Source organism: Lysobacter sp. N42 (assembly GCF_004344885.1).
Map to the genome: position 1 here is coordinate 1 of NZ_SKFB01000031.1, position 26,682 is coordinate 26,682.

At 72.1% G+C, this 26,682-nt stretch carries 25 protein-coding genes; 12 read left to right on the plus strand and 13 right to left on the minus strand.

The annotated features are described in order from the left end of the window. Positions 1-39 precede the first annotated feature (39 nt). The 7 genes from EYQ95_RS21135 (at position 40) to EYQ95_RS21165 (ending at position 5,124) form a co-directional block, all read left to right on the plus strand. Positions 40-939: a YgcG family protein gene (locus EYQ95_RS21135; RefSeq protein ID WP_132330241.1), complete on the plus strand. Its 900-nt coding sequence runs from the start codon at positions 40-42 to the stop codon at positions 937-939. Beyond that, positions 939-1,427, plus strand: a complete 489-nt coding sequence (locus EYQ95_RS21140) for a TPM domain-containing protein (RefSeq protein ID WP_132330243.1) — start codon at positions 939-941, stop codon at positions 1,425-1,427. Before EYQ95_RS21135 ends, EYQ95_RS21140 begins: the two co-directional genes overlap by 1 nt. Positions 1,428-1,496: 69 nt before the next feature. Continuing rightward, entirely contained in the window at positions 1,497-2,378 is an 882-nt protein-coding gene (lgt, locus tag EYQ95_RS21145) for a prolipoprotein diacylglyceryl transferase (protein ID WP_132330245.1), read from the plus strand. A gap of 1 nt (position 2,379) precedes the next feature. Continuing rightward, positions 2,380-3,174, plus strand: coding sequence for a thymidylate synthase (locus EYQ95_RS21150; RefSeq protein WP_132330247.1), 795 nt, complete (start codon positions 2,380-2,382; stop codon positions 3,172-3,174). After that, entirely contained in the window at positions 3,171-3,671 is a 501-nt protein-coding gene (locus EYQ95_RS21155; protein ID WP_132330249.1) for a dihydrofolate reductase, read from the plus strand. The genes EYQ95_RS21150 and EYQ95_RS21155 overlap by 4 nt, the downstream gene beginning before the upstream one ends. A gap of 200 nt (positions 3,672-3,871) precedes the next feature. After that, positions 3,872-4,219 (plus strand): PadR family transcriptional regulator, encoded by a 348-nt coding sequence (locus tag EYQ95_RS21160; RefSeq protein ID WP_132330251.1) that lies wholly within the window; start codon positions 3,872-3,874, stop codon positions 4,217-4,219. Beyond that, the gene (locus EYQ95_RS21165; RefSeq protein WP_132330253.1) at positions 4,216-5,124 is read left to right on the plus strand and encodes a hypothetical protein; all 909 of its coding nucleotides are present in this window, start codon (positions 4,216-4,218) and stop codon (positions 5,122-5,124) included. Before EYQ95_RS21160 ends, EYQ95_RS21165 begins: the two co-directional genes overlap by 4 nt. 27 nt (positions 5,125-5,151) lie before the next feature. Here EYQ95_RS21165 and EYQ95_RS21170 read toward each other — a convergent pair whose 3' ends face one another. The 7 genes from EYQ95_RS21170 to pepQ form a co-directional block, all read right to left on the minus strand. Then, a complete protein-coding gene (locus tag EYQ95_RS21170; protein WP_132330255.1) occupies positions 5,152-6,156 on the minus strand; it encodes a symmetrical bis(5'-nucleosyl)-tetraphosphatase in 1,005 nt (334 codons plus the stop codon). 19 nt (positions 6,157-6,175) lie between these two features. Beyond that, positions 6,176-6,559, minus strand: coding sequence for a Co2+/Mg2+ efflux protein ApaG (gene apaG, locus EYQ95_RS21175; RefSeq protein ID WP_132330308.1), 384 nt, complete (start codon positions 6,557-6,559; stop codon positions 6,176-6,178). Positions 6,560-6,600: 41 nt separating this feature from the next. Further along, positions 6,601-7,395 carry a 16S rRNA (adenine(1518)-N(6)/adenine(1519)-N(6))-dimethyltransferase RsmA gene (gene rsmA, locus EYQ95_RS21180; RefSeq protein WP_132330257.1) on the minus strand — a complete coding sequence of 265 codons (795 nt, stop codon included), beginning with the start codon at positions 7,393-7,395 and terminating at the stop codon, positions 6,601-6,603. 65 nt (positions 7,396-7,460) lie between these two features. After that, on the minus strand, positions 7,461-8,438 hold the full coding sequence (pdxA, locus tag EYQ95_RS21185) for a 4-hydroxythreonine-4-phosphate dehydrogenase PdxA (RefSeq protein WP_132330259.1): 978 nt from the start codon (positions 8,436-8,438) through the stop codon (positions 7,461-7,463). Between the two features lie 8 nt (positions 8,439-8,446). After that, on the minus strand, positions 8,447-9,802 hold the full coding sequence (locus tag EYQ95_RS21190; protein WP_207916586.1) for a peptidylprolyl isomerase: 1,356 nt from the start codon (positions 9,800-9,802) through the stop codon (positions 8,447-8,449). Further along, on the minus strand, positions 9,799-12,246 hold the full coding sequence (gene lptD / locus EYQ95_RS21195) for an LPS-assembly protein LptD (protein WP_132330263.1): 2,448 nt from the start codon (positions 12,244-12,246) through the stop codon (positions 9,799-9,801). Before lptD ends, EYQ95_RS21190 begins: the two co-directional genes overlap by 4 nt. A gap of 138 nt (positions 12,247-12,384) precedes the next feature. After that, complete coding sequence (pepQ, locus tag EYQ95_RS21200; RefSeq protein WP_132330265.1) at positions 12,385-13,704, minus strand: Xaa-Pro dipeptidase; 1,320 nt, start codon at positions 13,702-13,704, stop codon at positions 12,385-12,387. A 22-nt stretch (positions 13,705-13,726) separates the two neighbouring features. On the opposite strand from pepQ, the gene EYQ95_RS21205 reads away from it, so the two are divergent. Next, positions 13,727-16,381: an EAL domain-containing protein gene (locus EYQ95_RS21205; protein WP_243700025.1), complete on the plus strand. Its 2,655-nt coding sequence runs from the start codon at positions 13,727-13,729 to the stop codon at positions 16,379-16,381. Here EYQ95_RS21205 and EYQ95_RS21210 read toward each other — a convergent pair. Genes EYQ95_RS21210 through rph form a run of 6 tightly spaced genes read right to left on the minus strand, consistent with a single transcriptional unit; the run spans position 16,372 to position 22,047 of the window. After that, a complete protein-coding gene (locus EYQ95_RS21210) occupies positions 16,372-16,731 on the minus strand; it encodes a PilZ domain-containing protein (protein WP_132330269.1) in 360 nt (119 codons plus the stop codon). The two genes, EYQ95_RS21205 and EYQ95_RS21210, sit on opposite strands and share 10 nt — an antisense overlap. Continuing rightward, positions 16,728-18,959 carry a DUF1631 family protein gene (locus EYQ95_RS21215; RefSeq protein WP_132330271.1) on the minus strand — a complete coding sequence of 744 codons (2,232 nt, stop codon included), beginning with the start codon at positions 18,957-18,959 and terminating at the stop codon, positions 16,728-16,730. Before EYQ95_RS21215 ends, EYQ95_RS21210 begins: the two co-directional genes overlap by 4 nt. Before the next feature lie 31 nt (positions 18,960-18,990). Further along, entirely contained in the window at positions 18,991-20,166 is a 1,176-nt protein-coding gene (hemW, locus tag EYQ95_RS21220) for a radical SAM family heme chaperone HemW (RefSeq protein ID WP_132330273.1), read from the minus strand. Further along, on the minus strand, positions 20,167-20,667 hold the full coding sequence (locus EYQ95_RS21225) for a hypothetical protein (RefSeq protein ID WP_132330275.1): 501 nt from the start codon (positions 20,665-20,667) through the stop codon (positions 20,167-20,169). Then, entirely contained in the window at positions 20,664-21,263 is a 600-nt protein-coding gene (gene rdgB, locus EYQ95_RS21230) for an RdgB/HAM1 family non-canonical purine NTP pyrophosphatase (protein WP_132330277.1), read from the minus strand. Before rdgB ends, EYQ95_RS21225 begins: the two co-directional genes overlap by 4 nt. Before the next feature lie 43 nt (positions 21,264-21,306). After that, the gene (gene rph / locus EYQ95_RS21235) at positions 21,307-22,047 is read right to left on the minus strand and encodes a ribonuclease PH (protein WP_132330279.1); all 741 of its coding nucleotides are present in this window, start codon (positions 22,045-22,047) and stop codon (positions 21,307-21,309) included. 85 nt (positions 22,048-22,132) lie between these two features. Here rph and EYQ95_RS21240 point away from each other — a divergent pair, with 85 nt between their 5' ends. From EYQ95_RS21240 to EYQ95_RS21255, 4 genes are all read left to right on the plus strand, one after another. After that, positions 22,133-22,981 (plus strand): YicC/YloC family endoribonuclease, encoded by an 849-nt coding sequence (locus EYQ95_RS21240; RefSeq protein WP_132330310.1) that lies wholly within the window; start codon positions 22,133-22,135, stop codon positions 22,979-22,981. A gap of 101 nt (positions 22,982-23,082) precedes the next feature. Continuing rightward, on the plus strand, positions 23,083-23,703 hold the full coding sequence (gmk, locus tag EYQ95_RS21245) for a guanylate kinase (RefSeq protein ID WP_132330281.1): 621 nt from the start codon (positions 23,083-23,085) through the stop codon (positions 23,701-23,703). Between the two features lie 218 nt (positions 23,704-23,921). Then, positions 23,922-24,218, plus strand: a complete 297-nt coding sequence (gene rpoZ / locus EYQ95_RS21250; protein WP_132330283.1) for a DNA-directed RNA polymerase subunit omega — start codon at positions 23,922-23,924, stop codon at positions 24,216-24,218. Positions 24,219-24,454: 236 nt separating this feature from the next. Further along, positions 24,455-26,644, plus strand: coding sequence for a bifunctional (p)ppGpp synthetase/guanosine-3',5'-bis(diphosphate) 3'-pyrophosphohydrolase (locus EYQ95_RS21255; RefSeq protein ID WP_132330285.1), 2,190 nt, complete (start codon positions 24,455-24,457; stop codon positions 26,642-26,644). Positions 26,645-26,682 lie beyond the last annotated feature (38 nt).

Below are 26,682 nucleotides of genomic sequence, written 5' to 3' on the forward strand. Positions count from 1 at the left end.
CCGGCCGCGCAGCCCGCGCCGCAGGGCTGACGTCGGCGCATGCTGCGCGCCGGCGCCCTCGCGCTCGCGGCCTTCGCGCTGCTGGCCTGCGCCTTCGCGGCGCTCGCGCAGTCGCTCGCGCCCATCCCGCCGCTCACCTCGCCGGTCATCGACACCACCGGCAGCCTCGACCCGGCCGCACGCCGCGAGCTCGAGCAGCAGGCCCTGGCCCTGCAGCAGCGCAAGGGCGCGCAGCTGCAGATCCTGATGGTGCCCACCACCCAACCGGAGGACATCGCGCAGTACGCCGTGCGCGCGTTCGAGCAGTACCGGCTGGGGCGCGAGAAGACCAGTGACGGGCTGCTGATCGTCGTCGCCAAGGACGACCGGCGCGTCAAGATCGAAACCGGCTACGGGCTCGAAGGTGCGGTCCCCGACATCACCGCGCACCGCGTGATCCAGGAGTACATGGCGCCGCGCTTCCGCCAGGGCGACTACGCCGGCGGATTGCGCGACGCGACCGCGGTGCTGGTGCGCCTGATCGACGGCGAGGAGCTTCCGCCGCCGATCGCCCGCAATCCGGCGGCCCCGGGAAATGCACCGGCGGGCGGCAGCTTCATCTTCGGCCTGATCGCGGCGCTGTTCGTCGCGCAGTTCGCGCGCGCCGTCTTCGGGCGCGCGCCTGCATTCCTGCGCGGCATGCTGACCGGCGGCGCCGCGGGGCTGGTGGCGTTCCTCATCGGCACGCTGTTCGCGGGCGTGCTGGGCGGCCTGCTCGGCTTCTTCATCGGCCTGTCGGGCGGGCGGCGCGTGCGCTATGCCCGCGACGTCGGCTTCGGCGGCATCGGCTGGGGCGGCGGCGGCTTCGGCGGAGGTGGCTTCGGTGGCGGCGGCTTCGGCGGCGGCTGGGGCGGGGGTGGCGGCATGAGCGGGGGCGGTGGCGCCTCGGGGAGCTGGTGATGCGCTGGCTTCGGCACCTCTTCGCCCCTTCGTCTGCGCGCACGTTCCCGCCGGCGGCGCTCGAACGCATCGCCCGCGCGATCGCCGCCAGCGAGGCCCGGCATACGGGCGAGATCTGCTTCGCGGTGGAAGCGGCGCTGCCGCTGTCGGCGGTGCTGGTGGGCCAGCGCGCGCGCGACCGCGCCGGCGAGGTCTTCGCGCGCCTTCGCGTCTGGGACACCGAGGGCAACAACGGGGTCCTGGTCTACCTGCTGCTGGCCGACCACGCCATCGAGATCGTGGCCGACCGCGGGCTGGCCGGGCGCGTCGCCGACGAGGACTGGGCGGCGATCTGTGCCGGGCTGTCCGCGGCCCTGCGTGCCGGCGACGCCGAAGCCGGCGTGCTGCGGGCGGTCGACGCCATCTCCGCGCTGCTCGAGCGCCACTTTCCGCGGCCGGAAGGCTATGTCGACAGCAACGAGCTGCCCGATCGCCCGCATCTGCTCTGAGGCATCGCCACTCTCGCCGGCGCGGCGGCGGCGGGACACAATAGGCGCTCCGTTCTCCCGGCCCCACCCATGACCCAGACGGTGCTGCACGACATCGACCCGATCGCGCTGTCCCTCGGGCCCGTGCAGATCCACTGGTACGGCGTGATGTACCTGCTGGGCTTCGTCGCGGCCTGGTGGCTGGGGCGGCAGCGCGTGCGCGCGGGGCGGCTGCCCGGCGTGTCCGAGCAGGCCTTCGGCGACATGCTCTTCTACGCCATGCTGGGCGTGGTGCTCGGCGGCCGCATCGGCTACGTGCTGTTCTACGCCTTCGGTGACCTGCTGCAGAACCCGCTGATGCTCTTCCGCATCTGGGAGGGGGGCATGAGCTTCCACGGCGGCCTGCTCGGCGTGATGCTCGGCGTGTGGCTGTGGTCGCGCCGCCATCGCATGCACTTCATGGACTCGATGGACTTCATCGCGCCGCTGGTGCCGCTGGGTCTGGGCCTGGGGCGGCTGGGCAACTACATCGGCGGCGAGCTCTGGGGCAAGCCCACCGGCGGCGGCTGGGGCGTGGTGTTTCCGCGCGCGCTGCCGGCCGAGTACGCGGGGCTGCCCGCCGAGCGCCTGCGCGAGCTGCACGCACAGGGCGTGCTCGACGCGTTCGCGCGCCATCCCTCCCAGCTCTACCAGGCCGTGCTCGAGGGCGTGGTCATGGCCGCGCTCGTCTGGTGGTACTCCAGCCGCCCGCGGCCGCGTTACGCGGTGGGCGGGCTGTTCGCGCTGCTCTACGGCCTGTTCCGTTTCCTGGTCGAGTTCGTGCGCGAGCCCGACGCGCACCTGGGCTACCTGGCCTTCGGCTGGCTCACCATGGGCCAGGTACTGAGCCTGCCGCTCATCCTGCTGGGCCTGTTCTGGCTCGCGCTTTCCCGCCGCCAGCCCACGCTGCGCCCGCAGCCGGCCTCGAACTGACATGCAGGCCTACCTCGACCTGCTTCGCCACGTGCTGGAGCACGGCACCGACAAGGCCGACCGCACGGGCACCGGCACGCGCAGCGTGTTCGGCTGGCAGATGCGCTTCCCGCTGGCCGACGGGTTTCCGCTGGTCACGACCAAGAAGCTGCACCTGCGTTCGATCGTGCACGAGCTGCTGTGGTTCCTGCGGGGGGAGACCAACATCGCCTACCTGCGCGAGAACCGGGTCTCGATTTGGGACGAATGGGCCGACGAGGCCGGCGAGCTCGGCCCGGTCTACGGCAAGCAGTGGCGGCGCTGGACCGGCAGCGACGGCAGCGAGATCGACCAGATCCGCTGGGTCGTCGATGAGATCCGCCGCAATCCCGATTCGCGGCGCCTGATCGTCAGCGCCTGGAACGTGGCGGACCTGCCGAGGATGGCGCTCATGCCCTGCCACACGATGTTCCAGTTCTACGTGGCGGACGGGCGCCTGAGCTGCCAGCTCTACCAGCGCAGCGGTGACATCTTCCTCGGCGTGCCGTTCAACATCGCCAGCTACGCGCTGCTCACGCACATGGTCGCGCAGGTCACCGGCCTGGGCGTCGGCGACTTCGTGCACACCCTCGGCGATGCGCACCTGTACTCCAACCATTTCGAGCAGGCGCGCGAGCAGCTTTCGCGCACGCCGCGCGCGCTGCCCACGCTGCGGCTGAACCCGGCAGTCACCGACCTGTTCGCGTTCGCCTACGACGACATCGCCATCGAAGGCTACGACCCGCACCCGCCGATCAAGGCGCCGGTGGCGGTGTGAGCGTCGCGCTTGTCCTGATCGCGGCGCTGGACCGGGAACACGCCATCGGTCGCGGTAACGGACTGCCCTGGCGGCTGCCGGACGATCTCAGGCGCTTCAAGGCGCTGACGGTCGGCAAGCCCGTGCTGATGGGGCGCAAGACCGCGCAGTCGCTGGGACGCGCGCTGCCGGGCCGGCTCAACCTCGTGCTGACGCGCCAGGGCGTCGTGCCATTCGATGGCATGCGGCCCGTGGGTACGCTGGAGGAGGCCCGCGCCATCGCCGAACGCGAAGGGGCGGGGGAGCTGTGCGTGATTGGCGGTGGCGAGGTCTACGCGCTGTGCCTGCCGCAGGCCGGGCGCATGCACCTGACCCATGTCGATACGGTGGTCGAGGGTGCGGATGCATTCTTTCCCCGGTTCGATCCGGGCGACTGGCGGATCGTGGCGCGTGAAACGCACGGGTCCGATGCCCGGCATCCCCACGCCTTCGACTTCGTCGACTACACCCGGCGCTAGCCCTCGTACCGACAGCCTCGCTGTGCGGATGACGGGCCCGGTCGACCACCGCCGCCCATCGCCGCCCATCGCCGGGCCGGCACGTGCCCGCATCGGCCAAGCCACAGAGCCACGGATTCCATCGCCGCGGCGTCGTGGCTACTGTGCTTGACACAGTGCGGGAACATTTCTACTGTGCGCAAAACAGTGCAAGGTGGCGCATGGCGGCGAGAGGGACGATCGGCAAGGACGGCAACCCGGCCGAGCTTCGACGCGGGGCGCTCGTGCTGGCCGTCCTGTCGCGGTTGCGACGGCCCCAGTACGGCTACTCCCTGCGGCAGGCGCTGGCCGAGCGCGGCCTGGCGATCGAGGAAGGCACGTTGTATCCCCTCTTGCGCCGGCTCGAAGCCCAAGGCGTGCTCGCGTCCGAATGGCGGATCGAAGACGGCCCGCCGCGACGCTACTACCGCTTGAACGACGCAGGCGAGGCGCTGCTCGCCGAACTGGCCGGGTCGTGGCACGCCCTCGTGGCGACCATGGCCGGCCTACTGGACGGGAGCGAACCATGAGCGCCAACGATGTGCTCGAAGCCTATGTCGGCGATGTCGTCCGCCGCCTGCCGCGCCGCGAACGCGACGAAGTCGGCGTGGAGTTGCTGGGCCTTTTGACCGAGATGCTGGCCGACCGCCCGCACGACGCCAAAGGCGCGGTGGAGGACGCGCAGGTGCTGGCGATGCTGCGCGATTTCGGAACGCCCGCCGAGGTGGCTTCGCGCTACCGCGCGCCGGGGATGGTGATCATCCCGGCCGAGCAGACCCGGGCCTTCGTATGGACCGCACTGCTGGGCGTGGGGCTGCAATGGGCTTTGACCCTGCCGCAGGTGTTCGCGGGCCAGTCGGTGGCGCAGTGGTGGTTCAGCGGCGGGCTGGGCGCACTCTGGTGGCCTGGGTTCATGTTGATGATGGCGCTCGCCGCTTCCGCCCTGCGGAGCCGGGGATGGCTGAAGCGCGACTGGCGGCCGCGCGTGGTCGATCCCGATCGGGTGGAGCGACTGCCCGCCATATCCGGCCTGGTCGCGATCGCCGCGGGCGTCATCTTCATGGTCAGCCTGCCGTGGCTGGCGCCGGCGATGCCGGGACCGTTGCCGCGCGTACTCGCGTTCGATCCGGACTTCCTGCGCGTCCGCGCGCCGCTTGTGTTGCCACTCTGGCTGAGCGACTTCGCATTGCGATTGGTGGTGCTGTCGCACGGGCGATGGTCGCGCGCCACGCGCCGCGTGGACGTCGCCACCAGCGTCGCTTTCATTGCCCTGTTGGGTTGGTGGATCGGCGGCGGCCCCATCTTCCAGGCACCGCTCACGGACGAGGGTGCGAAGGGAGCGCTGGTGCTGGTGATCGCGCTCATCGTTTTCGACCTGGCCATGCGCTTGCATCGCCGCCGGCCTCGCCTGCGTGCACCCGGGCACGTGGCCTGACCGAGCAGTCCGGCTCTGGCGACCGGGTCAGTCGCCGCGCATCGGGGCGGACGCTGGATCCCGGTGCGCACGCTCCCCCGTTCCGAGCGGGCGGCTCTCGCGCGAGTCGCCGCGACGTCCCGCGCGGCGTTCCGGATGGCCCTGCCTTGGAGCCTGGCGCGGATCGCGATGCCCCGGGGGGTGCGACGGCCGGGGCTTCGGCGGCTGCGCGGGCACGTCCCGGCCGGGCACCTGCACCACGCGCAGCTCGTCGGTGTCCAGCTGCAGCGCGGTGAGGCGGCCGCCCCATACCGCGCCGGTGTCGATGGCATGCACGCCGTGGCCGATGAACAGCCCCAGCGCCGACCAGTGCCCGCAGACGATCTTCAGGTCGCGCGGCGCATGGCCGGGTACCGCGTACCAGGGGTAAAGACCGGCCGGCTGCGTGCCCGGCGCGCCCTTGTCCTCGAAGGAGATGCGCCCGCGCGGGCTGCAGAAGCGCATGCGGGTGAAGATGTTGATGATCGCGCGCTGGCGGTCGATGCCCGCAAGCCGCGGATTCCAGGCCGGGCCGTCGCCGTAGAGGTTCTTGAGCAGGCGTGCGTACTGCTCGCCGTGTAGCGCCTTCTCGACCTCGCGCGCGTGGCGCTCGGCCATGGCGATCGTCCACTTCGGCGCGATGCCCGCGTGCACCATCGCCCAGCCGAGTTCGCGGTCCAGGTGCATGAGCTTCTGCATGCGCAGCCAGCCCAGCAGTTCGTCGCGGTCGGGCGCGGTGACGATGCGCTGCAGGTCCGGGTTGACCTTGCGCTGCTCCTCCTCGCGGCGCTCGCCGATGGCCAGCAGCGAGAGGTCGTGGTTGCCCAGCACCACCGCGCTGTGCGCACGCAGCGAATGCACGAGGCGGAGCGTCTCCAGCGACTGCCCGCCGCGGTTGACGAGGTCGCCGCAGAACCACAGGCGGTCGCGCGCCGGGTCGAAGGCGATGCGCTCGAGCAGGCGTTGCGTGGCGTCGTAGCAGCCCTGCAGGTCGCCGATGGCCCAGACGGTCATGTCGCGTGTGCTCCGCGCATCAGTGCAGCGTGCGCGGCACGGTGAGGGTGAAGGCGGGGATCGGCGCGTCGAAGGCCGTGCCGTCGTCGGCGAGCATGCGGTAGCTGCCCCGCATCACGCCGAGATCGGTTTCCAGCACCGCGCCCGAGGTGTACTGGAAGGCCTCGCCCGGCGCGAGGTGCGGCTGCTCGCCCACCACGCCCTCGCCGTCGACCTCGCGTACCTGGCCATGGGCGTCGGTGATCACCCAGTGGCGCCCGAGCAGCGTCGCCGGCACCGCGCCCTCGTTGCGGATGCGCACCGTGTAGGCGAAGACGTAGCGGTGTTCGTCGGGCTGCGACTGGTCCTCGAGATAGCGCGTGTCCACCTCGATGCCGATCGCGTGCGGGTCGCGATGCTCCATCCGCCCGAGTTTACGTGCTGCGCCGCCGGGGGCGAAGCCGCTCACGGCGGCGCGCGCCGGGCCAGCGCATTGGCCAGCGTCACGAAGCCGTCCACCGGCACCTGCTCGGCACGCAGGCCGGGATCCAGGCCCGCGGCTTCGATCGCGGCGGCATCGCAGACCGAGGACAGGGCATTGCGAAGCGTCTTGCGCCGCTGGCCGAAGGCATCGCGCACCACGCGCGAGAACATCGCATCGTCTTCGACGCGGATCTCCGCGCGCGGCCGCGGCACCAGCCGCACCACGGCCGAGTCCACCTTCGGCGGCGGACGGAAGCAGCCCGGCGGCACGTCGAACAGCGGCGTGACGCGGCAGTAGGCCTGCAGCATCACCCCGAGCCGCCCGTAGACCTTGGTGCCCGGCCCGGCGGCCATGCGGTCGACCACCTCCTTCTGCAGCATGAAGTGCATGTCGCGCACCACCGCCGCGTGCTCCAGCGCGTGGAAGAGGATGGGCGAGGAGAGGTTGTAGGGCAGGTTGCCCACCAGGCGGATCATGCCGCCCGCGGCCAGCTCGGTGAAATCGACCTGCAGCACGTCGCGATGGATGACGTGCAGGGTGCCGCGGCCCTGCGCGGCCTGCGTGAGGGGCTCGATGAGGTCGCGGTCGAACTCGATCACGGTGAGCTCGCGGTGCACGTCCAGCAGCGGGAACGTGATCGCGCCCTGGCCCGGGCCGATCTCGACCAGCCGGTCGCCCGTCTGCGGATCCACCGCGCGCACGATCTTGTCGATGATCCCGCGCTCGTGCAGAAAGTGCTGGCCGAGTCGCTTCTTCGGCGGTTCGGTGAAGGTCATGCGGTGGCTCCCGCGGGCGGGCGCGGATTCTCGCACAGGCCGCGCGGGCGCCCGGTGGCGCGGCGTCAGGCGCTTCGCCGGTTCGCGGCCAGGCGCGCGCAGAGGTCGGCGGCGGCGAACAGGCTGGACGGGTCCGCGCGGCCGGTGCCGGCAAGGTCGAGCGCGGTGCCGTGATCGACGGCCACGCGCGGGTAGGGCAGCCCCAGGGTGATGTTGACCGCGCGTTCGAAGCCGCCGTGCTTGAGGACCGGCAGGCCCTGGTCGTGGTACATGGCCACGACCGCATCGAAGCCGGCGAGCTTCTGCGGCAGGAAGGCGGTGTCGGCGGGCAGCGGGCCGGCCAGCACCAGGCCCTCGGACGCCAGGCGTCGCATCACCGGGGCGATGACCTCGATCTCTTCCCGCCCCAGGTGGCCGTCCTCGCCGGCATGCGGGTTCAGCCCCAGCACCGCGATGCGCGGAGCCGACAGGCCGAAATCGCGTCGCAGCGCCGCGTCGACGATGCGCAGGGTGCGCTCGACGAGCGGCGCGGTGACGGCGTCCGGCACCGCGCGCAGGGGCAGGTGGGTAGTGACGAGCGCGACGCGCAGGTCGTCATGGCCGAGCATCATCACCACGTCGCAGCCGGCGTGCGCCGCGAGCAGTTCGGTGGTGCCGGTGTAGGGGATCCCGGCATCGTTGACCACGCCCTTGTGGACCGGGGCGGTGACCATGCCGTCGTAACGGCCTGCCAGGCAGCCGTCGGCGGCGTCGAGCAGGGCACGGATCACCGCGGGCGCGTTGGCGGGGTCCAGGCGGCCGGGGGCTGCCGGCCGCGCGTTGCGGACGGGCGCCAGCGCGAGGGTGCCGGCCTCGGTGGATGCATCGTCGGCCGCCACGAGGCGCAGCGGCAGGCCCAGGCGCGAGGCCGCGCCCAGCAGCACGTCGGGGTCGGCGAGGGCGACCAGCGCGTGGTCGCGGGCCCGCTGGGCCAGCCGTACGCAGAGCTCCGGGCCGACGCCGGCCGGCTCGCCCGCAACCAGAGCGAGCCGGAGCGGACCCATCCCCCGGCTCAGCCGCCGGCGGCGGCCGGCGCGGGCTGGGCGGCGTTGGCGCCGCGGATGTCGACGAAGGCCTCGCCGCGCAGCTCGCGCAGGAAGCGGTTCCACTCGTCCTCGAGCTTGCGGCGGCCGATCGTCTCGGCGATCTGCGCGCGCTTGGCGTCGTTGCCGACGTCCGCCTGGCGCGAGCCCAGGCGCTGCACGAGATGCCAGCCGGCCTCGGTGCGGAAGGGCTCGGAGACCTGCTGGTCGCCCAGGGAGGCCACGCGCTGGCCGAAGTCGGCGCCGAACTGCTCGACGGTGAACCAGCCCAGGTCGCCGCCGCGGCCGCGCGAAGACTGGTCCTCGCTGTCGGCGCGGGCGACGTCGGCGAAGTCCGCGCCGCCGGCGATGCGGGCGGCCAGCGTGCGGATGCGGGCCTGCGCCTGCGCGTCGGTGGTGTCCTCGTCCACGCGCACCAGGATGTGCCGCGCGTTGTACTGGGTGACCATCTGCGGCGCGGCTTGGGCCGCGTCGCGCACCTCGACCAGCTTCAGCAGCTGGAAGCCGCTGGGGCCGCGGATGGGCTGGGTGACCTGGCCCGGCTGCATGTCGCGCACCAGCCGCGCGAACGCGCTGGGGATCTCGTCGGCGCCGCGCCAGCCCAGGTCGCCGCCTTCCAGCGCGTTCGGGCTGTCGGAATAGCGCACGGCGGCGGCCGCGAAGTCCATGTCGCCGCGGTCGATCAGGCCCTTCACGCCCTCGATCTTCTTCTCGGCGGTGGCGATCTGCTCGGGCGTGGCGCCCTCGGGCAGGGCCACGAGGATGTGCGCCAGCCGGTACTGCTGGCCCTGCGCCTGGCTGGCAGCCAGTGCCGATTCGATCTCCGCCTCGCTCACGCTGACGCGGCTCTGCGCGAAGCGCTGGCGCAGGCGCTGCACCAGCAGCTCGTCACGCACGGAGTTGCGGAACTCGGCGAAGGTCGAGCCGTCGCTGGTGACGCGCTGGCGCAGCACGTCGACGGGAATGCCGTTCTGCTGGGCGATGCCGGTGATGGCCTGGTCGACCTCCTCGTCGGCCACGCGGATGCCGGTCTCCTGCGCGCGGGCGACCTGCAGCTTCACCAGCACCAGGCGCTCGAGCACCTGCCGCTCCAGCACGTCCGCCGGCGGCAGCTGGTCCTCGCGGCCGGCGTACTGGGCGCGGATGTTGGCCATCGCGCGATCGAGCTCGCTGCGCAGGATGACGTCCTCGTTGACCACCGCCGCGATGCGGTCGATGGGCTGCAGCTCCTGCGCGAGGGCGAGGGGAGGCAGGGCCACCGGGGCGGCCAGCGTGACGGAAAGCAGGCACGCGAGCAGCGTCTTCATCGGGCGGGATGCGGTCATGGGGTCGGATCGGAAGGGGAGGAGGCGTCGCTGCCGGAACGGTTCACGGAGGACGGCGGGACGAGGTACAGGTCGTCGCGATCATAGCCGAGGATGGCGCGGCGCAGGACGCGCTCGGCCTTCTGCCCGGCACTGCCCAGGCCCTTCATTTCAATTTCCAGTTGCAGGGAATTGTTCAGGTCGCCGCTCCGGTCGCGGATGTAGCGGCGGCCGACCAGGCGCACGGCCAGGCAGCAGCTCTCCCATTGGACACCGGCGATGGTCTCGAGTTCCTTGCGGTCCAGGATCGAGTAGTAGTAGCGGCCGACCACGCTCCACTCGGGCGTGATCGGGTACAGGAACGACAGGTCGGCCTGCTCGACCAGGTCGCGCGCCTGCGGCGGGTCGATGCCGGGGCGGTAGCCGGCGTTGCGGCGGTAGCGGTAGCCGAGGTTGATGACGCCCGAATCGCCGACCAGGTAGCGCGCCCGCAGGCTGGCGAGGTTCTGGCCGCGCAGCTTGGGATCCCACTGGTAGGCGGCGTTGATCGTCCAGCGGTCGGTCGGGGCGAAGCCGACCTCCGCCACCCACGCGGACTTGCCTTCGGCGACCGGGATCTCGCCCGGCGCCACCACGCGGCTGGCCTCGAAGTAGTGGATCTGGCCCAGGCTGGCCGAGAGCCGCTCGCGGCCGTCCTCCTCGCTGATGAAGCGCGTGGTGGCGGCGATGGTGAGCTGGTTGGCGTCGGTCTGGCGGTCGGCGCCGGTGTAGCGGTTGTCGCGGAACAGCTGGCCCCAGCTGAAGGTCATCGGCGCGGTGTCGAACAGCGGGATGCCCGACTGGTCGCGGTAGGGCGCGCGCAGGTAGTACAGCCGCGGCTCCAGGGTCTGCAGGTAGCGCTCGCCGCGGAAGCTCGTGTCGCGGTCGAAGAGCATGCCCGCGTCGATCGAGGTGATCGGCAGGCTGCGCGTGGGGGAGAGCTCCGGGCCGACGATGGGTGCCCAGCGGCCGTCGAGGTCGTAGGCCGTATAGCGCCAGGCCAGCTTGGGTCGCACGAACCAGCTCGCCCCCTCGAAGTTGGCGGCGATGTAGGGCTTGGCGTCCAGGCGCGTGCCGTCGAACTGCGTCTGCGGCCCGGTGATGACGCCATCGGCCCGGTAGTCCTCGTGGACGAAGCGGACCAGTTCGGCGTCGATGCCGGCCTCGAGCCAGCGGCCGAACGGCTGCGCCCAGTGGCCGTAGGCGCGCGGCAGGCGGTCGTAGGGCAGGCTCGCCTCGCTCAGCGTGTAGTCGGCGAGCTGGTAGTGGTCGGCCATGAGGCCTGCGTTCCAGTAGCGGCCGCGGCCGAACAGGCCGGCTTCGCTGCGCAGGTGGTAGCTGGACACGCCGTAGAGGCTGTTGGAGAAGTCCTCGAGGTAGTGCGTGTCGCTCACCCAGCCGAGGTTGGCGGTGGAGTACCAGGTCGAGTTGAAGTTGTGGATGGCGTTGAGGCCGAACTGCCCGCGATTGTCCTCGGGCAGGCTGGCGCCGGGGATGGGGACGCCGGTCGGCGTGCGCAGGTAGCGGTCGGGCTCGCGGCCGGGAAGGCGGTCGTGCGGCATGAGGTTGCCGGAGACCACGCCCTGGCCCTGGCCGTAGAGCCAGCGGAACTCGCCACCCAGCTGCGCGCCGCGGCGCGTCATCACGCGCGGGTAGAGCGTGGCGTCGTAGTTGGGCGCGAGGTTGAGGTAGATCGGCTGCTTCCAGTCGAAGCCGTTGCGGTTCGACATGTTGATCGACGGGTACAGCAGGCCGGTCTGGCGGCGATCGTCGGTCGGAAAGGGGAACCAGGGCACGTACAGCACCGGCACCTTGCCCACGCGCAGCACGGCGTTTCGCGCCACGCCGCGGCCGCGCGCGAGGTCGATGTCGATGCGGCGGGCCTGCAGCTCCCAGGCGCGCTGGCGCGGGTCGCAGGTCGAATAAGTGGCGCCGAACAGCGCGCCCGCGTCTTCCTCGAGTACGATCTTGTCGGCGCCGCCGTTGCCGCGCCGGCGGGTGAGCTGGTAGCGCAGGTCGTTGATCGTGTGCGCGTCCGTTTCCTGGTTGCCTTCCGCGCTCTCGGCCACGATGCGCATCCCGGCGTCCTGGTAGCGGATGCTGCCCTCGGCACGGTACTGGCCGGTTTCCTGGTTGTAGACCAGGCGGTCGGTGCCCAGGAACTGGTCGCCGCGGCGCAGCTCGACATTGCCCTGCACGAGCGTGTTCTGGTTCTCCGCCGCCTCGAGCGCATCGCCCTCGATGTCGGTGGGCAGTTGCTGGCGGGTGGCCGAGCTGCCCGCAGCCGACTCGGCCACGCCCTCGAAGGCGGGCACCGCGTCATGGATGGGGCAGAGGCTCCAGTCCTCCTCGTCCTCCTGCGCCATCGCGGGGAGCGCGAAGGCGATGCACAGCGAAAGCGGAAGAAGTCGGAGATTCGTGCGCACGCAAGGCATCCGTGGCGGAGGGACGTCGGGAGACGGCGGGTCGCTAGATTGCCCCAACGGGGGAGGGGGGGCAACGCGGTCCGCGATGGTGGTGGCCGGGCGGTGGAGAGCGCATGAGCGCGCCGCGCGCCGCAGGGGTCAGGCCGTGGCGAAGGCCTCGCGGGTGAGGTTGAGGGGCGCATCACCGGTGCAGACCACGTCGTCCTCGATGCGGATCCCGCCGAAGGGGCGGAAGGCATCCACGCGCGCCCAGTCGACCGAATGCGCATGCGGCCCGCCGCGCAGCTCCTCGAGCAGCATGTCGATGAAGTAGATGCCGGGCTCGATCGTCACCACCATGCCCGGCGCCAGGGTGCGCGTCAGGCGCAGGTAGGGATGGCCTTCGGGCTTTGCGATCGTGCCGCCGCGGTCGGATTCGGCGAAGCCGGCCACGTCGTGCACCTGCAGGCCGATGCCGTGGCCGATGCCGTGCGGGAAGAAGACGCTGCTCACGCGCGTCTCGACCGCGGCCTCGGGCGACAGCTTCAGCACGCCGAAGTCGCGCAGCACGCGCGCAAGCGCCAGGTGCGCGTCCAGGTGGATCTCGCGGTAGTCGACGCCCGCGCGCACCTGCGCGCACATGGCCTGCTGGGCGGCGTCGACGGCGTCGACCATGTCCTGGAACTCGCCGCGCGCACGCGCGTAGGTGCGCGTGATGTCGCAGGCGTAGCCGCCGTAGCCGGCGCCGGCGTCGATGAGGAAGCTGCGCGCGTCGGCGGGCGGGTCGCGGTCGAGCTCGGTGTAGTGCAGCACCGCGCCGTGCTCGTTGAGCGCGACGATGTTGCCGTAGGGCAGTTCGCAGGCGTCCTGCCGCGCGGCGGCGCAGTAGGCGAGGTGGATGTCGAACTCGGACGCGCCCGCGCGGAACGCGGCTTCGGCGGCGCGGTGCGCGCGGGCACCGATCGCGCTGGCGCGCCGCATCATCGCGATCTCGTAGGGCGTCTTGAAGGCGCGGTGGTATTCCAGGTACGCGATCACCGCGGGCGGGTTGTTCGGCGCATAATCGCCGAGCGCGCTCTGCGGTTCGCCCAGGATCGCGCTCCGCCCCGCAGGGGGCAGGTGGGGCAGGGCCTGTTCGGGAGTGCGGATGATCTCGATGTCGAAATGCTCCACCCACCATCCCTCCGGCGCCCGGGGCACCACGTGCCAGTAGTCGCGGGGCTGGAGGTAGAGCAGGCGGGGGCGGCGGCCGGGGGTGTAGACGATCCAGCTGCCCGGCGTCCGCGTCAGGGGCACCCATGCCTTGAACTGGGGATTCACGGCGTAGGGATAGTCGCGGTCGTCGAATACGTGGAAGTGCGCGGTACCGCTGGGGACCACCAGGTGGTCCAGGCCCGCGCGCCCGAGCGCGGCGTCGGCACGGCGGCGCAACTCGTCCAGGTGGGCGGCATAGAGCGGAGCGGGGTCGTGGCTGTGCATGGCGGGCATCCGGGGAGGCGGCGTGGATTCTGACCCATCGGCCGGGCGGGCGCGCGAGGCGGCGCTGCGCGGCATCCCGGCATGGCTCGCGAGCCTGGCGGCATTCACGCTCGGACTGGGGCTGACCTTCGCGCTCGCGGGCTGGCAGCTGCATCGCGACGACGTCGACCAGGCGCGCCATCTCGATGCCCTGGCGCGCAGCGAGATCCAGGGATTGCGGCGCCAGCTCGGGGAGTACGACCTCTCCCTGCGCGCGTTGCAGGCCTCCTTCCTCGCCACGCCCGTGGACGCGGCCTCCTTCGCGCAGGCCTACCGCGTGCTGGCGCTGCGCACCCGGCTGCCGGGCCTGCAGGCGGTGGTGTTCGCGCGCCGCGTGCAGGACGCCGACGGCGAGCGCTATCCGACGGTGCTGGTGCAGCCGCGCGCGGGCAACGAGCGCGTGGTCGGGCTGGACGTGCGCCGACAGCCGGCCAACCTGGCGGCCCTGCTGCGCTCGCGCGACACCGACCAGCCGGCGCTGTCCGCACCGTTCCGGCTGATCCAGGATCCGCCCGGCGCGCTCGCCGATGGCCTGTTGCTGCGCATCCCGGTCTACACCCCGGGGCCGGCACCCCCCGACGTGGCTGCGCGTCGCGCCCGCTTCGCCGGTTCGCTGGCGATGTCCTTCCGCATCTCGCGCATGGCCGACGCGGTATTCGAAGAAGAGGAGCGCTCGCGCCTGCACCTGCGCATCACCGACGTGACGGGCCCGCGCCCGCTGCCGGTCCATGGCTCGGGCTGCCGGCAGCCCGACGACGCGAGCCGCTGGCGGCGCTCGCAGCTGATCAGCTTCGGCGGCCGGCTCTGGCGCCTGGACATGCACGACAGCCGCCACGGCCAGCGCGACAAGGCGGGCCTGGCGCCGCTGCTGGCCACCGGCGGCGCCGCCAGTCTCATGCTCGCGATATGGGTGGGCTCGCTGGCGCAGTCGCGGCGGCGCGCCATGGAGATCGGCGAGGCGATGAGTCGCCGTTACAGCGAGAGCGAGGAACGCTTCCGCGCCGTCAACGAGCTGCTGCCGGCACTGGTGGTGCTCGCGCGAGAAGGCTCGGACGAGATCACCTACGCGAACGAAGCCGCGCGCGTCCGCCTGGGCGCGGCCGTGGAGCAGGCGCGGCTGTCGGAGCTTTTCGAGGATCCGGGCCTGCGCGCCGAGCTCGACGATCCGGCCAATACCGGCTGGGACGGCGTGGAGGCCATGCTGCGCAGCACGAACGGCGACCGCTTCTGGGCCAGTGTCTCGATGGCGCGCGTGCGCATCGGCGGGCGCAGCAAGCGCCTGATCGTCGCCTCCGACATCTCCCAGCAGCGCCAGCTGACCGAACTGCTCAGCTACCAGGCCAGCCACGACGCACTCACCGAGCTCTACAACCGACGGGAGTTCGAGCGACGGGTCGAACGCCAGCTCACGCAGATGCGCGCGGGCGGCCCGGCCTGCGCGCTGCTGTTCGTCGACCTCGACCAGTTCAAGCTCATCAACGACACCTCCGGCCACGTGGCCGGCGACCAGCTGCTCTCGCAGCTGGCGACCGTCATGCGCGAGCAGCTGCGTGGCGGCGACGTGCTCGCGCGCCTGGGCGGCGACGAGTTCGGCGTGCTGGCCTGCGACGTGCACGACGAGGCCGGTGCGCGGCTGGTGGCCGAGCGCCTGCGCCAGCACATCGACAGCTACACCTTCGTCTGGGAGCAGGCCAGCTACGGCATCACGGCGAGCATCGGCGGCGTGCTGCTGGACGCCGATACCGGCCTGAAGGAACTGTTCGCGCAGGCCGACACCGCCTGCTACATGGCCAAGGAGGCCGGCCGCAACCGTGTGCATTTCTACACCGGCAGCAACGATGCCGCCGCGCGCCGCCGTACCGAGATGGAATGGGCGCACCGGCTGCGCTGGGCGCTGGAGGAGGATCGCCTGCGGCTGTACTACCAGGAGGTGCAGCCCCTGCACGAGCTCTCCGGCGGCACGCGCCTGGAAGTGCTGCTGCGGTTGGCCGACGAGCAGAACCGCATCGTCGCACCCGGCGCCTTCATCCCCGCCGCCGAGCGCTACGGCCTGATGCCGGCCATCGACCGCTGGGTGATCCAGACCACGCTGGCCAACTTCGACCGCCTGCACCCGGAGGGGCCGGGCCTGCGCTTCGCCGCGATCAACCTCTCCGGCGCGAGCATGGAGGACGAGACGCTGGCCGACATGATCCTTTCGCTGGTGCGCCGCCATGGCGTGGACCCGCAGCGCCTGTGCTTCGAGGTCACCGAGACGGTGGCGGTGCGCAACCTCGCGCAGGTCTCGCGCTTCGTCACCCAGCTGCGCCGCGCCGGCTGCCGCGTGGCGCTGGACGACTTCGGCGCCGGCATGTCCTCCTTCGGCTACCTCAAGAACCTGCCGGTGGACATCATCAAGATCGACGGCAGCTTCGTGCAGGATCTGCTCAGCGACCCGATGAGCCATGCCATCGTCCGCGCGGTCACCGACATCGGTCACCAGCGGGGCATGAAGGTGACGGCCGAATGGGTCGACAGCGAGGAGGTGATCCGCGCGCTGGCCGAGCTGGGTGTCGACCATGCGCAGGGCTATGCCATCCACCGCCCCGCGCTGGCGATGATGTACCGCGGCGCGCCCGCGGCGGGGCCTCAGGCGTAGACGGCGTCCGGCGCGTCCACCCAGGCACGAAGGCGCTGCAGGCTGTCGTCCGTGATGGACAAGAAGCGCGCGCCGACCCAGTGCTGCCCGGCCACGGCGGCATCGCGGCTCCAGAGCAGGTGCGCGCCGACGTCCACGGGGACATAGCCGTCCTCGCGGCTGGGCAGCGAGAAGCGCAGCTGGAACAGCGCGTCCTCCCGCATGGGCGCGCGCGCGAGCATGAGCAGGCCGTTCTCCGACACGTTGGCCACCTGGCCGACGATCTCGCCCGTCATGACGTCCACCACTTCCACGCGGGTTTCCACGCGGCGGCGGCGTGCGCGGCGGAAATCGGCGGCGCCGTCGGTCATTGCACGGCCCTCGCACCCGTGTCGCGCGCGACGAGGCCCCGCAGCGACTGCACGACCGCGCGCCAGGCGCGTTCCACCGGGCCGGCGGTCTCGGCGGCCACGATGGCGGCACGGCCGGCGGCGAGCTCCCGCGCCACCGAGTCCAGGGTGGTCTCGGCCACGCGCTGTCCGCGCTGGTTGACGAACAGCACCGCGTCCGTGGCCGGACTCCACCAGGCCAGGCGGCGTCGCAGCGGTCGCCCGTCCTCGCCGCGGAAGGTCATCCACGTGCCGAAGGGGAGCGTGCGCAGGCGGGCGTAGGCCGTTTCCTCGGCGGCCGTGCGCGGGGCGGCTGCCGTGGTGTCGCCGAGGGCGTCCTCGCCCAGGCGCGCGCGCGCCTTCAGGCGCAGGGCCAGCTCGGTGCGGGAGGCGGCGTCGTCGCCGGTCTCGTCCGGCGACGCCGCGAGCACGCGCGCGATACGCGCCGCGTCCTCCTGATGATGGCCGACGGTCACCAGCCACTGCTCGACCTGCGCGGCCAATCCCTCCGGCGCGGCGGCCTCGCCAGCACCCGCCAGGGCGAGATCGCGGGTATCGCCGACGAGCGAGATCCACTCCTCGGCTTCCTCCCCGTGACGCAGGTGGGCGAGCGTCAGCACGTCGGCCCACGCCTGGCGCAGCATGTTGCGATGGAAGGCCGGCAGGCGCAGGCCGGCCATGGCGCCCTCGATCACGGCCGACGCGCGGCGACGGGCGACCGCGAGGCGTTCCTTCCCGCGGGCGGCCTCCACGCTGCGCCGCTCGGCCATCTCCGCGCGGCGCTGCAGCGCCTGCTGCTGCGCCTCGACTATCTCCACCGCCTGCGCGAACGCGGCCGCCGGATCGCCCGGGGCGCGGGCGACGGTGTCGACGACCTGCTGCAGCTGCGCGAGGAACTGCGGATCGACGTCGTCCGCCGACTGCCCGGCGGCGCCGCTCTCGACGACGACGTCCAGGAGCTGTCGCGCCGGATGGGCGGGATCCTCGAAGAACTCGCGGTGGGCCAGCGCCAGGCGCGCCAGCGGCAGCCGCAGCTGCGCCAGCATGCCCGGCGCGGGCGAGCCTGGCTGCAGGTCCTGCGACAGGCGGGCGTACAGCAGCGCCAGCAGTTCGAAGCTGTCGGCGTCGGCGGGCGAGAGCATCACCGCCGCGCCGCGCTCGTGGCGGGCACGCAGCAGCAGCCATTGCCGCAGGGCGTCGACGTCGCCCTCGGAAGGAAGGCCGTGGGCGGCGTCGAGCATGCGTAACGCCGCCGCGGTGTCGAGCTCCGGCCGCGCCTGCGGGCTCGCCGGCATGTGCCGGAAGCGCTCGGCCAGTCCACGCCGGGCGGCGAGCAGATGGCGCAGCAGGTCGAAGCCCGGCATGTCGGTGGCGCCAGCCGCGGCAGACGCCACCGTGTCCGACGGCGCCGGACCCTGGGCGATGCCGCCATCGCCCGCCGCCGCCTCCGGCGGGAAGGCGCCCGTCGGGCGGGGGCGTGGGCGCAGTGGCACGTAGGACAGGCCGGGCATCACGCCCAGGCGCGCGAGCAGTGCATTGAGTGTTTCGGCGAAGGCGCCGTAGGTCGCCAGCACCTGCCGGTCGAACTCGCGCAGCACCGCCGCGGTCAGTTGCAGGCCGAAGCCCGCCACGCCGCAGGCCTCCGTGAGCAGCTCCGCCAGCCGCCGCGGTCCCACGGGCAACGTGCCGGGCTCGAACGCAGGCGCGCCGGCCAGCACGCCGAAGCGCTGGCAGAGAAGCTGGATCGGCAGGGCCGCACGCGACTCGTGCCGCAGCGCAAGCGCGCCGATGATGGTGGCCGCGTCGTCCTCGTCCTCGTCGACGAGGCGGAGTTCCTGGATGCGCGGCATCGTCGTCGTCGTCGCGGTCGGCACGCTGGGAGCGGGCGGATCGCGCAGGGCGGCGAGCTCCCGTTCGATGCCGCCCAGAAACAGGCGGACCATCGCGTCGCCATCGCGCAGCAGGCGCTGCGGCGCGCCCAGCGCGTCGAAGGTGACCCGATGCTGCGCGCCGTAGTCGTCCAGCGTCGCCACCTCGCCGGCCAGCGCCGGCAACACGCGGGCCAATGGCTGGGTGACGTGTTCGACGACCAGGTGCAGCGTCAGTTCCAGCGCTTCGACTACGCGCCGCGGCAGGCCCGCGTTCGCGAGGAGCTGGCCGGCGGGCGGAAGCGGGCTGGGCTGTGGGCTGGACATCGCGGTCCGCAGCATAACGGATCGCCTTGTCCGGCCGCTTGCGGGCTCACGGAGCGGCCGGGGCGGGCGGGGGATCGAGGAACAGTTCGAGCACGTCGTTGAGGTAACGGCGGCCCGCCCCGGTCGGCGCCACGCGCAGGCCGTCGTCGTCCAGCCAGCCGCGCGCGCGGGCCTCGGCCAGCGGCGCGTCGAGGGCGCCACGGGGCAGCCCGGTGCGTGCCTCGAACTGCGCCCACTCGAAGCCCTCGTGCAGCCGCAGCGCGTTGAGCATGAACTCGAAGGGCCGGCGTGCCGGCTCGATGCGTTCCTCGCCACCGATCGCCGCGGGCGTGCCGGCGGTGTCCAGGTACTGCGCCGGATGCTTGTGCTTCCAGCGGCGCAGGATCGCCTGCTCCGCGCCCAGCGTGATCTTGCCGTGCGCGCCGGCGCCGATGCCCAGGTAGTCGCCGTAGCGCCAGTAGTTGAGGTTGTGCGCGCAGCGGTGGCCCTCGCGGGCGTAGGCGCTGGTCTCGTAATGGCCGTAGCCGGCCTCGGCGAGCAGGGCCTGGCAGGCCTCCTGCATGTCCCAGGCGAGGTCGTCGTCGGGCAGGTTCCGCGGCGGGCGCGCGGCGAACACGGTGTTGGGCTCGAGCGTGAGCTGGTAGTGGCTGACGTGCGTGGGCTCCAGGGCGATCGCCCGGGCCACGTCGCGCAGCGCCATCGGCAGGTCCTGGCCGGGCAGGGCGTACATGAGGTCGAGGTTGATCTCCTCGAAGCCGGCGTCGTGGGCCTGGCGGACGGCGGTAACCGCCTGCGCGGAATCGTGGATGCGCCCGAGCCGGTGCAGGCAGCCGTCGTCGAAGCTCTGGATGCCGAAGCTCAGGCGGTTCACGCCCGCGGCGCGGTAGTCGGCCAGCTTCCCGTACTCGGCGGTGCCGGGGTTGGTCTCCAGCGTGATCTCGCAGCCGGGCGCGAAGCGAAGCCGCGCGCTGGCCTGCTGCAGGACGCGGTCGACCAGCGCCGGCGGCATCAGGCTGGGCGTGCCGCCGCCGAAGAACACGCTGTGCACGGTGCGGCCCCAGGCCAGCGGCAGGTCGACGTCGAGGTCGGCGATCAGCGTCTCGGCATAGCGCTCCATGGGCGGTTCGCCGCGCGCGGAATGCGAGTTGAAGTCGCAGTAGGGGCATTTGCGCACGCACCAGGGCACGTGCACGTACAGCGACAACGGGGGCGGGATGAGCATCTAGGCGTGGCTGGCGTCGTGCGGCTGGTCCGCCCGCGCATGATCGGGCATCGCGGCCAGCGCATCGAGCAGCACGGGATCGATGCGCGCCTGCCGGCGCCCGTGCACGATCAGCCACATCGCCAGCTGCCGGAAGGCCTCGGCGTCCGCGCGCGGGCCGATGGCGCGCAGCACCACGCCCTGCGGCGTGCGGCGCAGGGCCAGGCGCGGCGGCAGCAGGCCGCGCCGGTACTCGAGGGCCGTGATGGTGCGCGCGCTGGCGGTGCGGCGGCGCCCGAGCGTGCGGCCACCGCGCAGGCGCAGCAGCGGGCCGTCGAAGCGGGCATCCTGCCAGAGCGCGAAAGCGCCCACCGCGCCCGCGAGCAGCACCGCCGCGCCGGCCACCAGCCCCTGGAAGTGGATGGCCAGCGCGGACGCGAGCATGGCCGCGGCGCAGGCCATGGCCGACGCGCAGGGGCCCGGGCGCCAGCCCACCGGCAGGGAGTCGTCCACGCCGCTCATGGCCAGCCCGCCTCGGCCAGCCGCGCCGTAAGCGCCTCGACCGCGCGCCCGCGGTGGCTGCGGCGGGCCTTGTCCTCCGGGTCGAGTTCCGCCGCCGACCGGCCCGTGGCCGGATCGAGGAAGACGGGGTCGTAGCCGAAGCCGCCGTCGCCACGCGGCGCGTCCAGGATGCTCCCGGCCCATTGGCCCTCGGCGATCAGCGGCTCCGGGTCCGCCGCGTGGCGGAGCAGGGCGATGGAGGCATGGAAGCGCGCGCCGCGGCGCGCGGCCGGCACGCCGGACAGTGCGTCCAGGAGCTTGCGGATGTTGGCCTGCGGGTCGGCCGGCTCGCCGGCATAGCGCGCCGAGTACAGCCCGGGCGCGCCGTCGAGCGCCTCGACGCAGAGCCCGGAGTCGTCGGCCAGCGCGGGCAGCCCGGTGGCGCGCGCGGCATGCCGGGCCTTGAGCAGCGCGTTCTCGACGAAGCTCAGGCCGGTCTCCTCCGGCTCGGCCACCCCGAGCTCGCCCTGCGCCACGCAGTCGATGCCCAGGGGTGCGAGGAGGCGCTCGAACTCGGCGAGCTTTCCGCGGTTGCCGGTGGCGATGACGAGCTTCATGCGGCAAGCCTGCGCGCAGCCCGGTGTAGGCGCGGTGGAACGGTCAGGCGTCCAGCGCCTCGCGCTGCAGCGCCACCAGCCGCGCGATGCCGGCCTCGGCCAGGTCGGTGAGCGCGTTCAGCTCGTTGCGGCGGAAGGCATGGCCCTCGGCGGTGCCCTGCAGCTCGATGAAGCCGCCGCCGTCGTTCATGACCACGTTCATGTCGGTGTCGCAGTCGCTGTCCTCGGCGTAGTCGAGGTCCAGCACCGGCACGCCGCGGTACACGCCCACCGACACCGCCGCCACCGCGCCCACCACCGGGTCGCGCTTGATCATCCCGCGGCCGCGCATCCACCGCATCGCGTCCACCAGCGCGACGTACGCGCCCGTGATCGCGGCGGTGCGCGTGCCGCCGTCGGCCTGCAGGACGTCGCAGTCGAGGGTCACGGTGTTCTCGCCGAGCGCGCGGCGGTCGACGCAGGCGCGCAGCGAGCGCCCGATCAGCCGCTGGATCTCCAGCGTGCGGCCGCCCTGCTTGCCGCGCGCGGCCTCGCGGTCATTGCGGGTATGGGTCGAGCGCGGAAGCATGCCGTACTCGGCGGTCACCCAGCCCTCGCCCTTGCCGCGCAGGAAGGCCGGCACCTTGGCCTCCACGCTGGCCGTGCACAGCACGCGCGTGTGGCCGAACTCGATCAGCACCGAGCCCTCGGCATGGTTCGTGAAACCGCGGGTGATGCGCACCGGGCGCAGTTCGTCGGGCGCACGGCCACTGGGGCGGGCGAAGGGCGTGGGAGCCGCGGTCATGGCGCTGGCGTGTCCGGCAGGCGGCGCGTGAGCGTACCATCCGCAGCCCGCCGACCCCCTTGGTTCCGCCATGTCCATCCGCAGCATGACCGCCTTCGCGAGCGGCGAAGCCACCACGCCCTGGGGCGTGCTCGCCTGCGAGCTGCGTTCGGTGAACCACCGCTTCCTCGAGATCGCCGCGCGCCTGCCCGACGACCTGCGCGCGCTGGAGCCGGCGCTGCGCGAGCGCATCGGCGCGCGCATCCAGCGCGGCAAGCTCGACGTGAGCCTTCGCCTGCGCGCCGCCGAGGGCGCAGGCAGCCTGCAGGTCGACCGCGCGCGCCTGGCTGAACTCGCGCGCCTGTCGCGCGAACTCGAGGCCGATTTCCCGGGCCTGCGCACCGACTTCTCGCAGCTGCTGCAGATTCCCGGCGTCGTGCGCGGCGAGGGCATCGACCCGGCGCAGCTGCACGCCGAGGCGCTCGCGCTGCTGGACCGCGTGCTGGACGGCTTCGTCGAGGCCCGCGAGCGCGAGGGCGCCAAGCTCGCGCAGGCGATCGTCGAGCGCCTCGATGGCATCGCCGCGATCCGCGAGCAGGTGCGCGAGTGCATTCCGGCCATCCGCGAGGGCCAGCGCACCCGGTTGCAGGCGCGCCTGGCCGACCTGGCCCAGCCCGTCGACCCCGGTCGCCTGGAGCAGGAGCTCGTGCTGGCTCTGCAGAAGCTGGACGTGGACGAGGAACTGGACCGCCTCGACGCGCACGTGGCCGAAGCGCGCCGCGTGCTGAAGCTGCGCGAGGCGGTGGGCCGACGCCTGGACTTCCTGCTGCAGGAGTTCAACCGCGAGGCCAACACGCTCGGCAGCAAGTCGGTCGACACGCGCACCTCGTCGGCGGCGATCGAACTCAAGGTGCTGATCGACCAGATCCGGGAGCAGGTGCAGAACATCGAGTAGCCGGCATCCGGGATTCGGGATTGGCGAAAGCGGTTACGATCCCGGGCGAGCCCAGCTGCGGCTTTGACGAATCCCGAATCCCGAATCACGAATCCCGGCCCATGCGCGGAACCCTCTTCATCGTCGCGGCGCCTTCCGGGGCCGGCAAGTCCAGCATCGTCAACGCGGTGCTCGCCCGCGATCCCAACATCGCGCTGTCGATCTCGTTCACCTCGCGCGCTCCGCGCCCCGGCGAGCGGCATGCCGAGCACTACCACTTCGTCAGCGCCGACGAGTTCCAGGCCATGGTCGCCAATGGCGACTTCTTCGAGCACGCGCTGGTGCACGGCGACTGGAAGGGCACCGCCCGCCAGTCGGTGGAGCCCCAGCTGGCGTCCGGCCGCGACGTGCTGCTGGAGATCGACTGGCAGGGCGCACGCCAGGTGCGCGCCAAGGTGCCGGACGCGATCAGCGTCTTCATCCTGCCGCCCTCGCGCCCGGCCCTGCTCGAGCGCATGCGCAAGCGCGGCCAGGACAGCGAGGACGTCATGCGGCAGCGGCTGGACGCCGCCCGCGACGAGATGAGCCATTACGGCGAGTTCGACTTCCTGATCGTGAACGAGGATTTCGACACCGCCGTCGCCGAGATGTGCGCGATCTTCACCGCCAGCCGGCTGCGGCGTGACCGCCAGGTCGCCCGCCATTCGCGGCTGATCACCGCGTTGCTGACGGACGGGGAATGAGCTTCCCCCACCGGTGAAGACGGATCGACAGGCAGCGCGGCTGCTCGCGGGCCGGTCCGGCGTCGATGCGCGTTCATCCGCGTTGAGCCGTGGCCTGGGCGCTTCATGGCGCTAAGTTGCTGATCTGCAAGGAAAGGCTTGCTTTAGGGGGGCGCCGCGCCTAGACTTGCGGCCCCTTTCCGCATCACGTGGCGCGCCGACCGGCCGCCGGGAGCCCCATGGCCCGCATCACCGTAGAAGACTGCCTGCAGGTCGTCGACAACCGCTTCGAGCTCGTCATGATGGCCGCCAAGCGCGCCCGCCAGCTCGCCGGCGGCGTCGAGGCCCAGCTCGAGAACGACTCGAACGACAAGCCCACGGTGCTCGCCCTGCGCGAAATCGCCGCGCGCCGCATCGACAACGACTACATCGACGCCGTCGAGAAGGCCGAGCGCGAGCGCAAGGAGCGCGAGGCGCTGGAATGGGCTGCCGCCGAGGTGGTGGCCGACGACGACCTGTCCAAGGGCGACGACTGAGCGGCAACGCCCGCGTCGCATCCGCAAGCCCCGCTCCGGCGGGGCTTCGTTTTTCCGGCTGCAGGCGCGCGGGCTGCCACGGCTGAACGCAGGTGCGGCCGGCGCGTCCGATCGGCGGTGGGCCATGCCGCTTCCCGCCCGGCCCGCCGATGGGCGCCCATGCATCCGGATCGGTGGTTGAACCGGATTCCGGCCCGGGATTGCGTGCCCACCGCCCCGCCGTATAGTCGAACCCGATGAGTTCCTTCGATCGCGTTGCCAGCTCGAATGCGCCCGCCGCTGCGCCGGTGGCGGCCGACGAGGTGCCCGAGTACGTGCTCGAGCTCGAGCGCGCGGCGTCGTATCTGGACGACGACCAGCGCGCACAGCTGCGCAAGGCCTGGCGCATCGGCGCACTGGCCCATGCGGGGCAGACGCGCAAGTCCGGCGAGCCCTACATCACCCACCCGGTCGCGGTGGCGAAGGTGCTGGCCGAGCAGGGCCTGGACGTGGAGACGCTGATCGCCGCGATCCTGCACGACACGTTGGAGGACACCGAGCTCGGTCGCGACGAGCTGGTGGTCGAGTTCGGCGAGACGGTGGCCGAACTGGTCGACGGCGTCACCAAGCTCGACAAGCTGCAGTTCCGCGACCGCCAGGAGGCCGCCGCCGAGAGCTTCCGCAAGATGCTGCTGGCGATGAGCCGCGACCTGCGCGTGATCCTCATCAAGCTTGCCGATCGCCTGCACAACATGCGCACCCTCGGCGCACAGAAGCCCGAGTCGCGCATGCGCATCGCGCGCGAGACGCTGGAGATCTACGCGCCGATCGCGCAGCGCCTGGGCATGAACCTGTTCAAGGCCGAGCTGCAGGACCTGGGCTTCCGCGCCATGCATCCCTGGCGACATGCGGTGATCGAGAAGCGCATCCGCACGCAGCCGGTGATGCGGCGCGAGCTGCTCGCGCAGATCGAGGCCAACCTCGCGCAGAAGCTGGCCAAGGAAAAGCTCATCCACCGGCTGGTGAGCCGGGTGAAGTCGCCCTGGAGCATCTACACGAAGATGCGCACCGAGCACAAAAGCTTCAAGCAGGTCATGGACGTGTTCGGCTTCCGCGTCGTCGTGCGCAACGTGGGCGACTGCTACCGCGCGCTCGGCGTGGTGCACAGCGTCTACAAGCCGCTGGACTCGCGCTTCCGCGACTTCATCGCCATCCCCAAGGCCAACGGCTACCAGTCGCTGCACACGGTGCTGTTCGGGCCCTACGGCTCGCCGGTGGAAGTGCAGATCCGCACCGAGGAGATGGACCTGGTCGCCGAGCGCGGCATCGCCGCGCACTGGTCGTACAAGTTCGGCGGCGACGGCTTCAACGGCGCGCAGAGCCGCGCGCACCACTGGGTCACCAACCTGGTGGAATCGCAGCGCTCGGCGGGCTCGTCGCTGGAGTTCCTCGAGAACGTCAAGGTCGACCTGTTCCCCGACGAGGTCTACGTCTTCACCCCGAAGGGCGACATCCTCAGCCTGCCGCGCAATTCCACCGCGCTCGACTTTGCGTATGCGGTGCACACCGACATCGGCAACACGGCAGTGGCCGCGCGGGTGGACGGCAAGCTGGTGCCGCTGCGCACCAGGCTCGCCAGCGGCCAGCGCATCGACGTCATCACCGCCAAGTCCGCCACGCCCAAGCCGCAGTGGCTGGAGTTCGTGGTGACGGGCAAGGCGCGGACGGCGATCCGCCAGCAGCTCAAGCAGCTCGAGCACGAGGACGCGGTGCAGATCGGCCATCGCATGCTCGACCGCGCGCTGGAGGCCATGGACACCTCGCTCGAGCGCGTGCCCGCCGCAAGGCTCGACGCCTTCCTCTCCGAGCACCGCTACCCGCGCCTGGAGGCGCTGCTGGCCGACATCGCGCTGGGCAACCGGATGCCGCAGCACGTGGCGGTGGCGCTGGTGCGCGAACGCGGAAACGGGCCGGGGCGTCGCGACGAGGAAGTGCGCGGCCCGTCCGCGGAGGCCATCCAGATCACCGGCACCGAGAAAGGCGTCATCAGCTTCGCCAACTGCTGCCTGCCGGTGCCCGGCGACGAGATCATGGGCTACCACACCGCCGGCAAGGGCATCGTGGTGCATCGGCACGACTGCCCCAACGTGGCCGAGTACCGCAAGTCGCCCGAGCGCTGGGTTCCGATCGGCTGGGACCGCGAGGTCCGCGGGGATTTCCACGCCGCGCTCAAGATCGAGGTCGACAACCGCCCGGGCGCGCTCGCGCAGATCGCCGCGGCCATCGCCGAGGCCAAGGCGAACATTGACCGCGTGGAGTACCTCGAGCGCGACGCGAACGTGGCCGTGCTGCGCTTCGGCATCGAGGTGACCGACCGCAGCCACATCGCCGACGTGATGCGCAAGGTGCGCAAGGTCACCGTGGCACTGGGCGTGCAGCGGATCTAGCACAGGCACGTGCGGCGGCCGGCAGGGCGGGGAAAGCG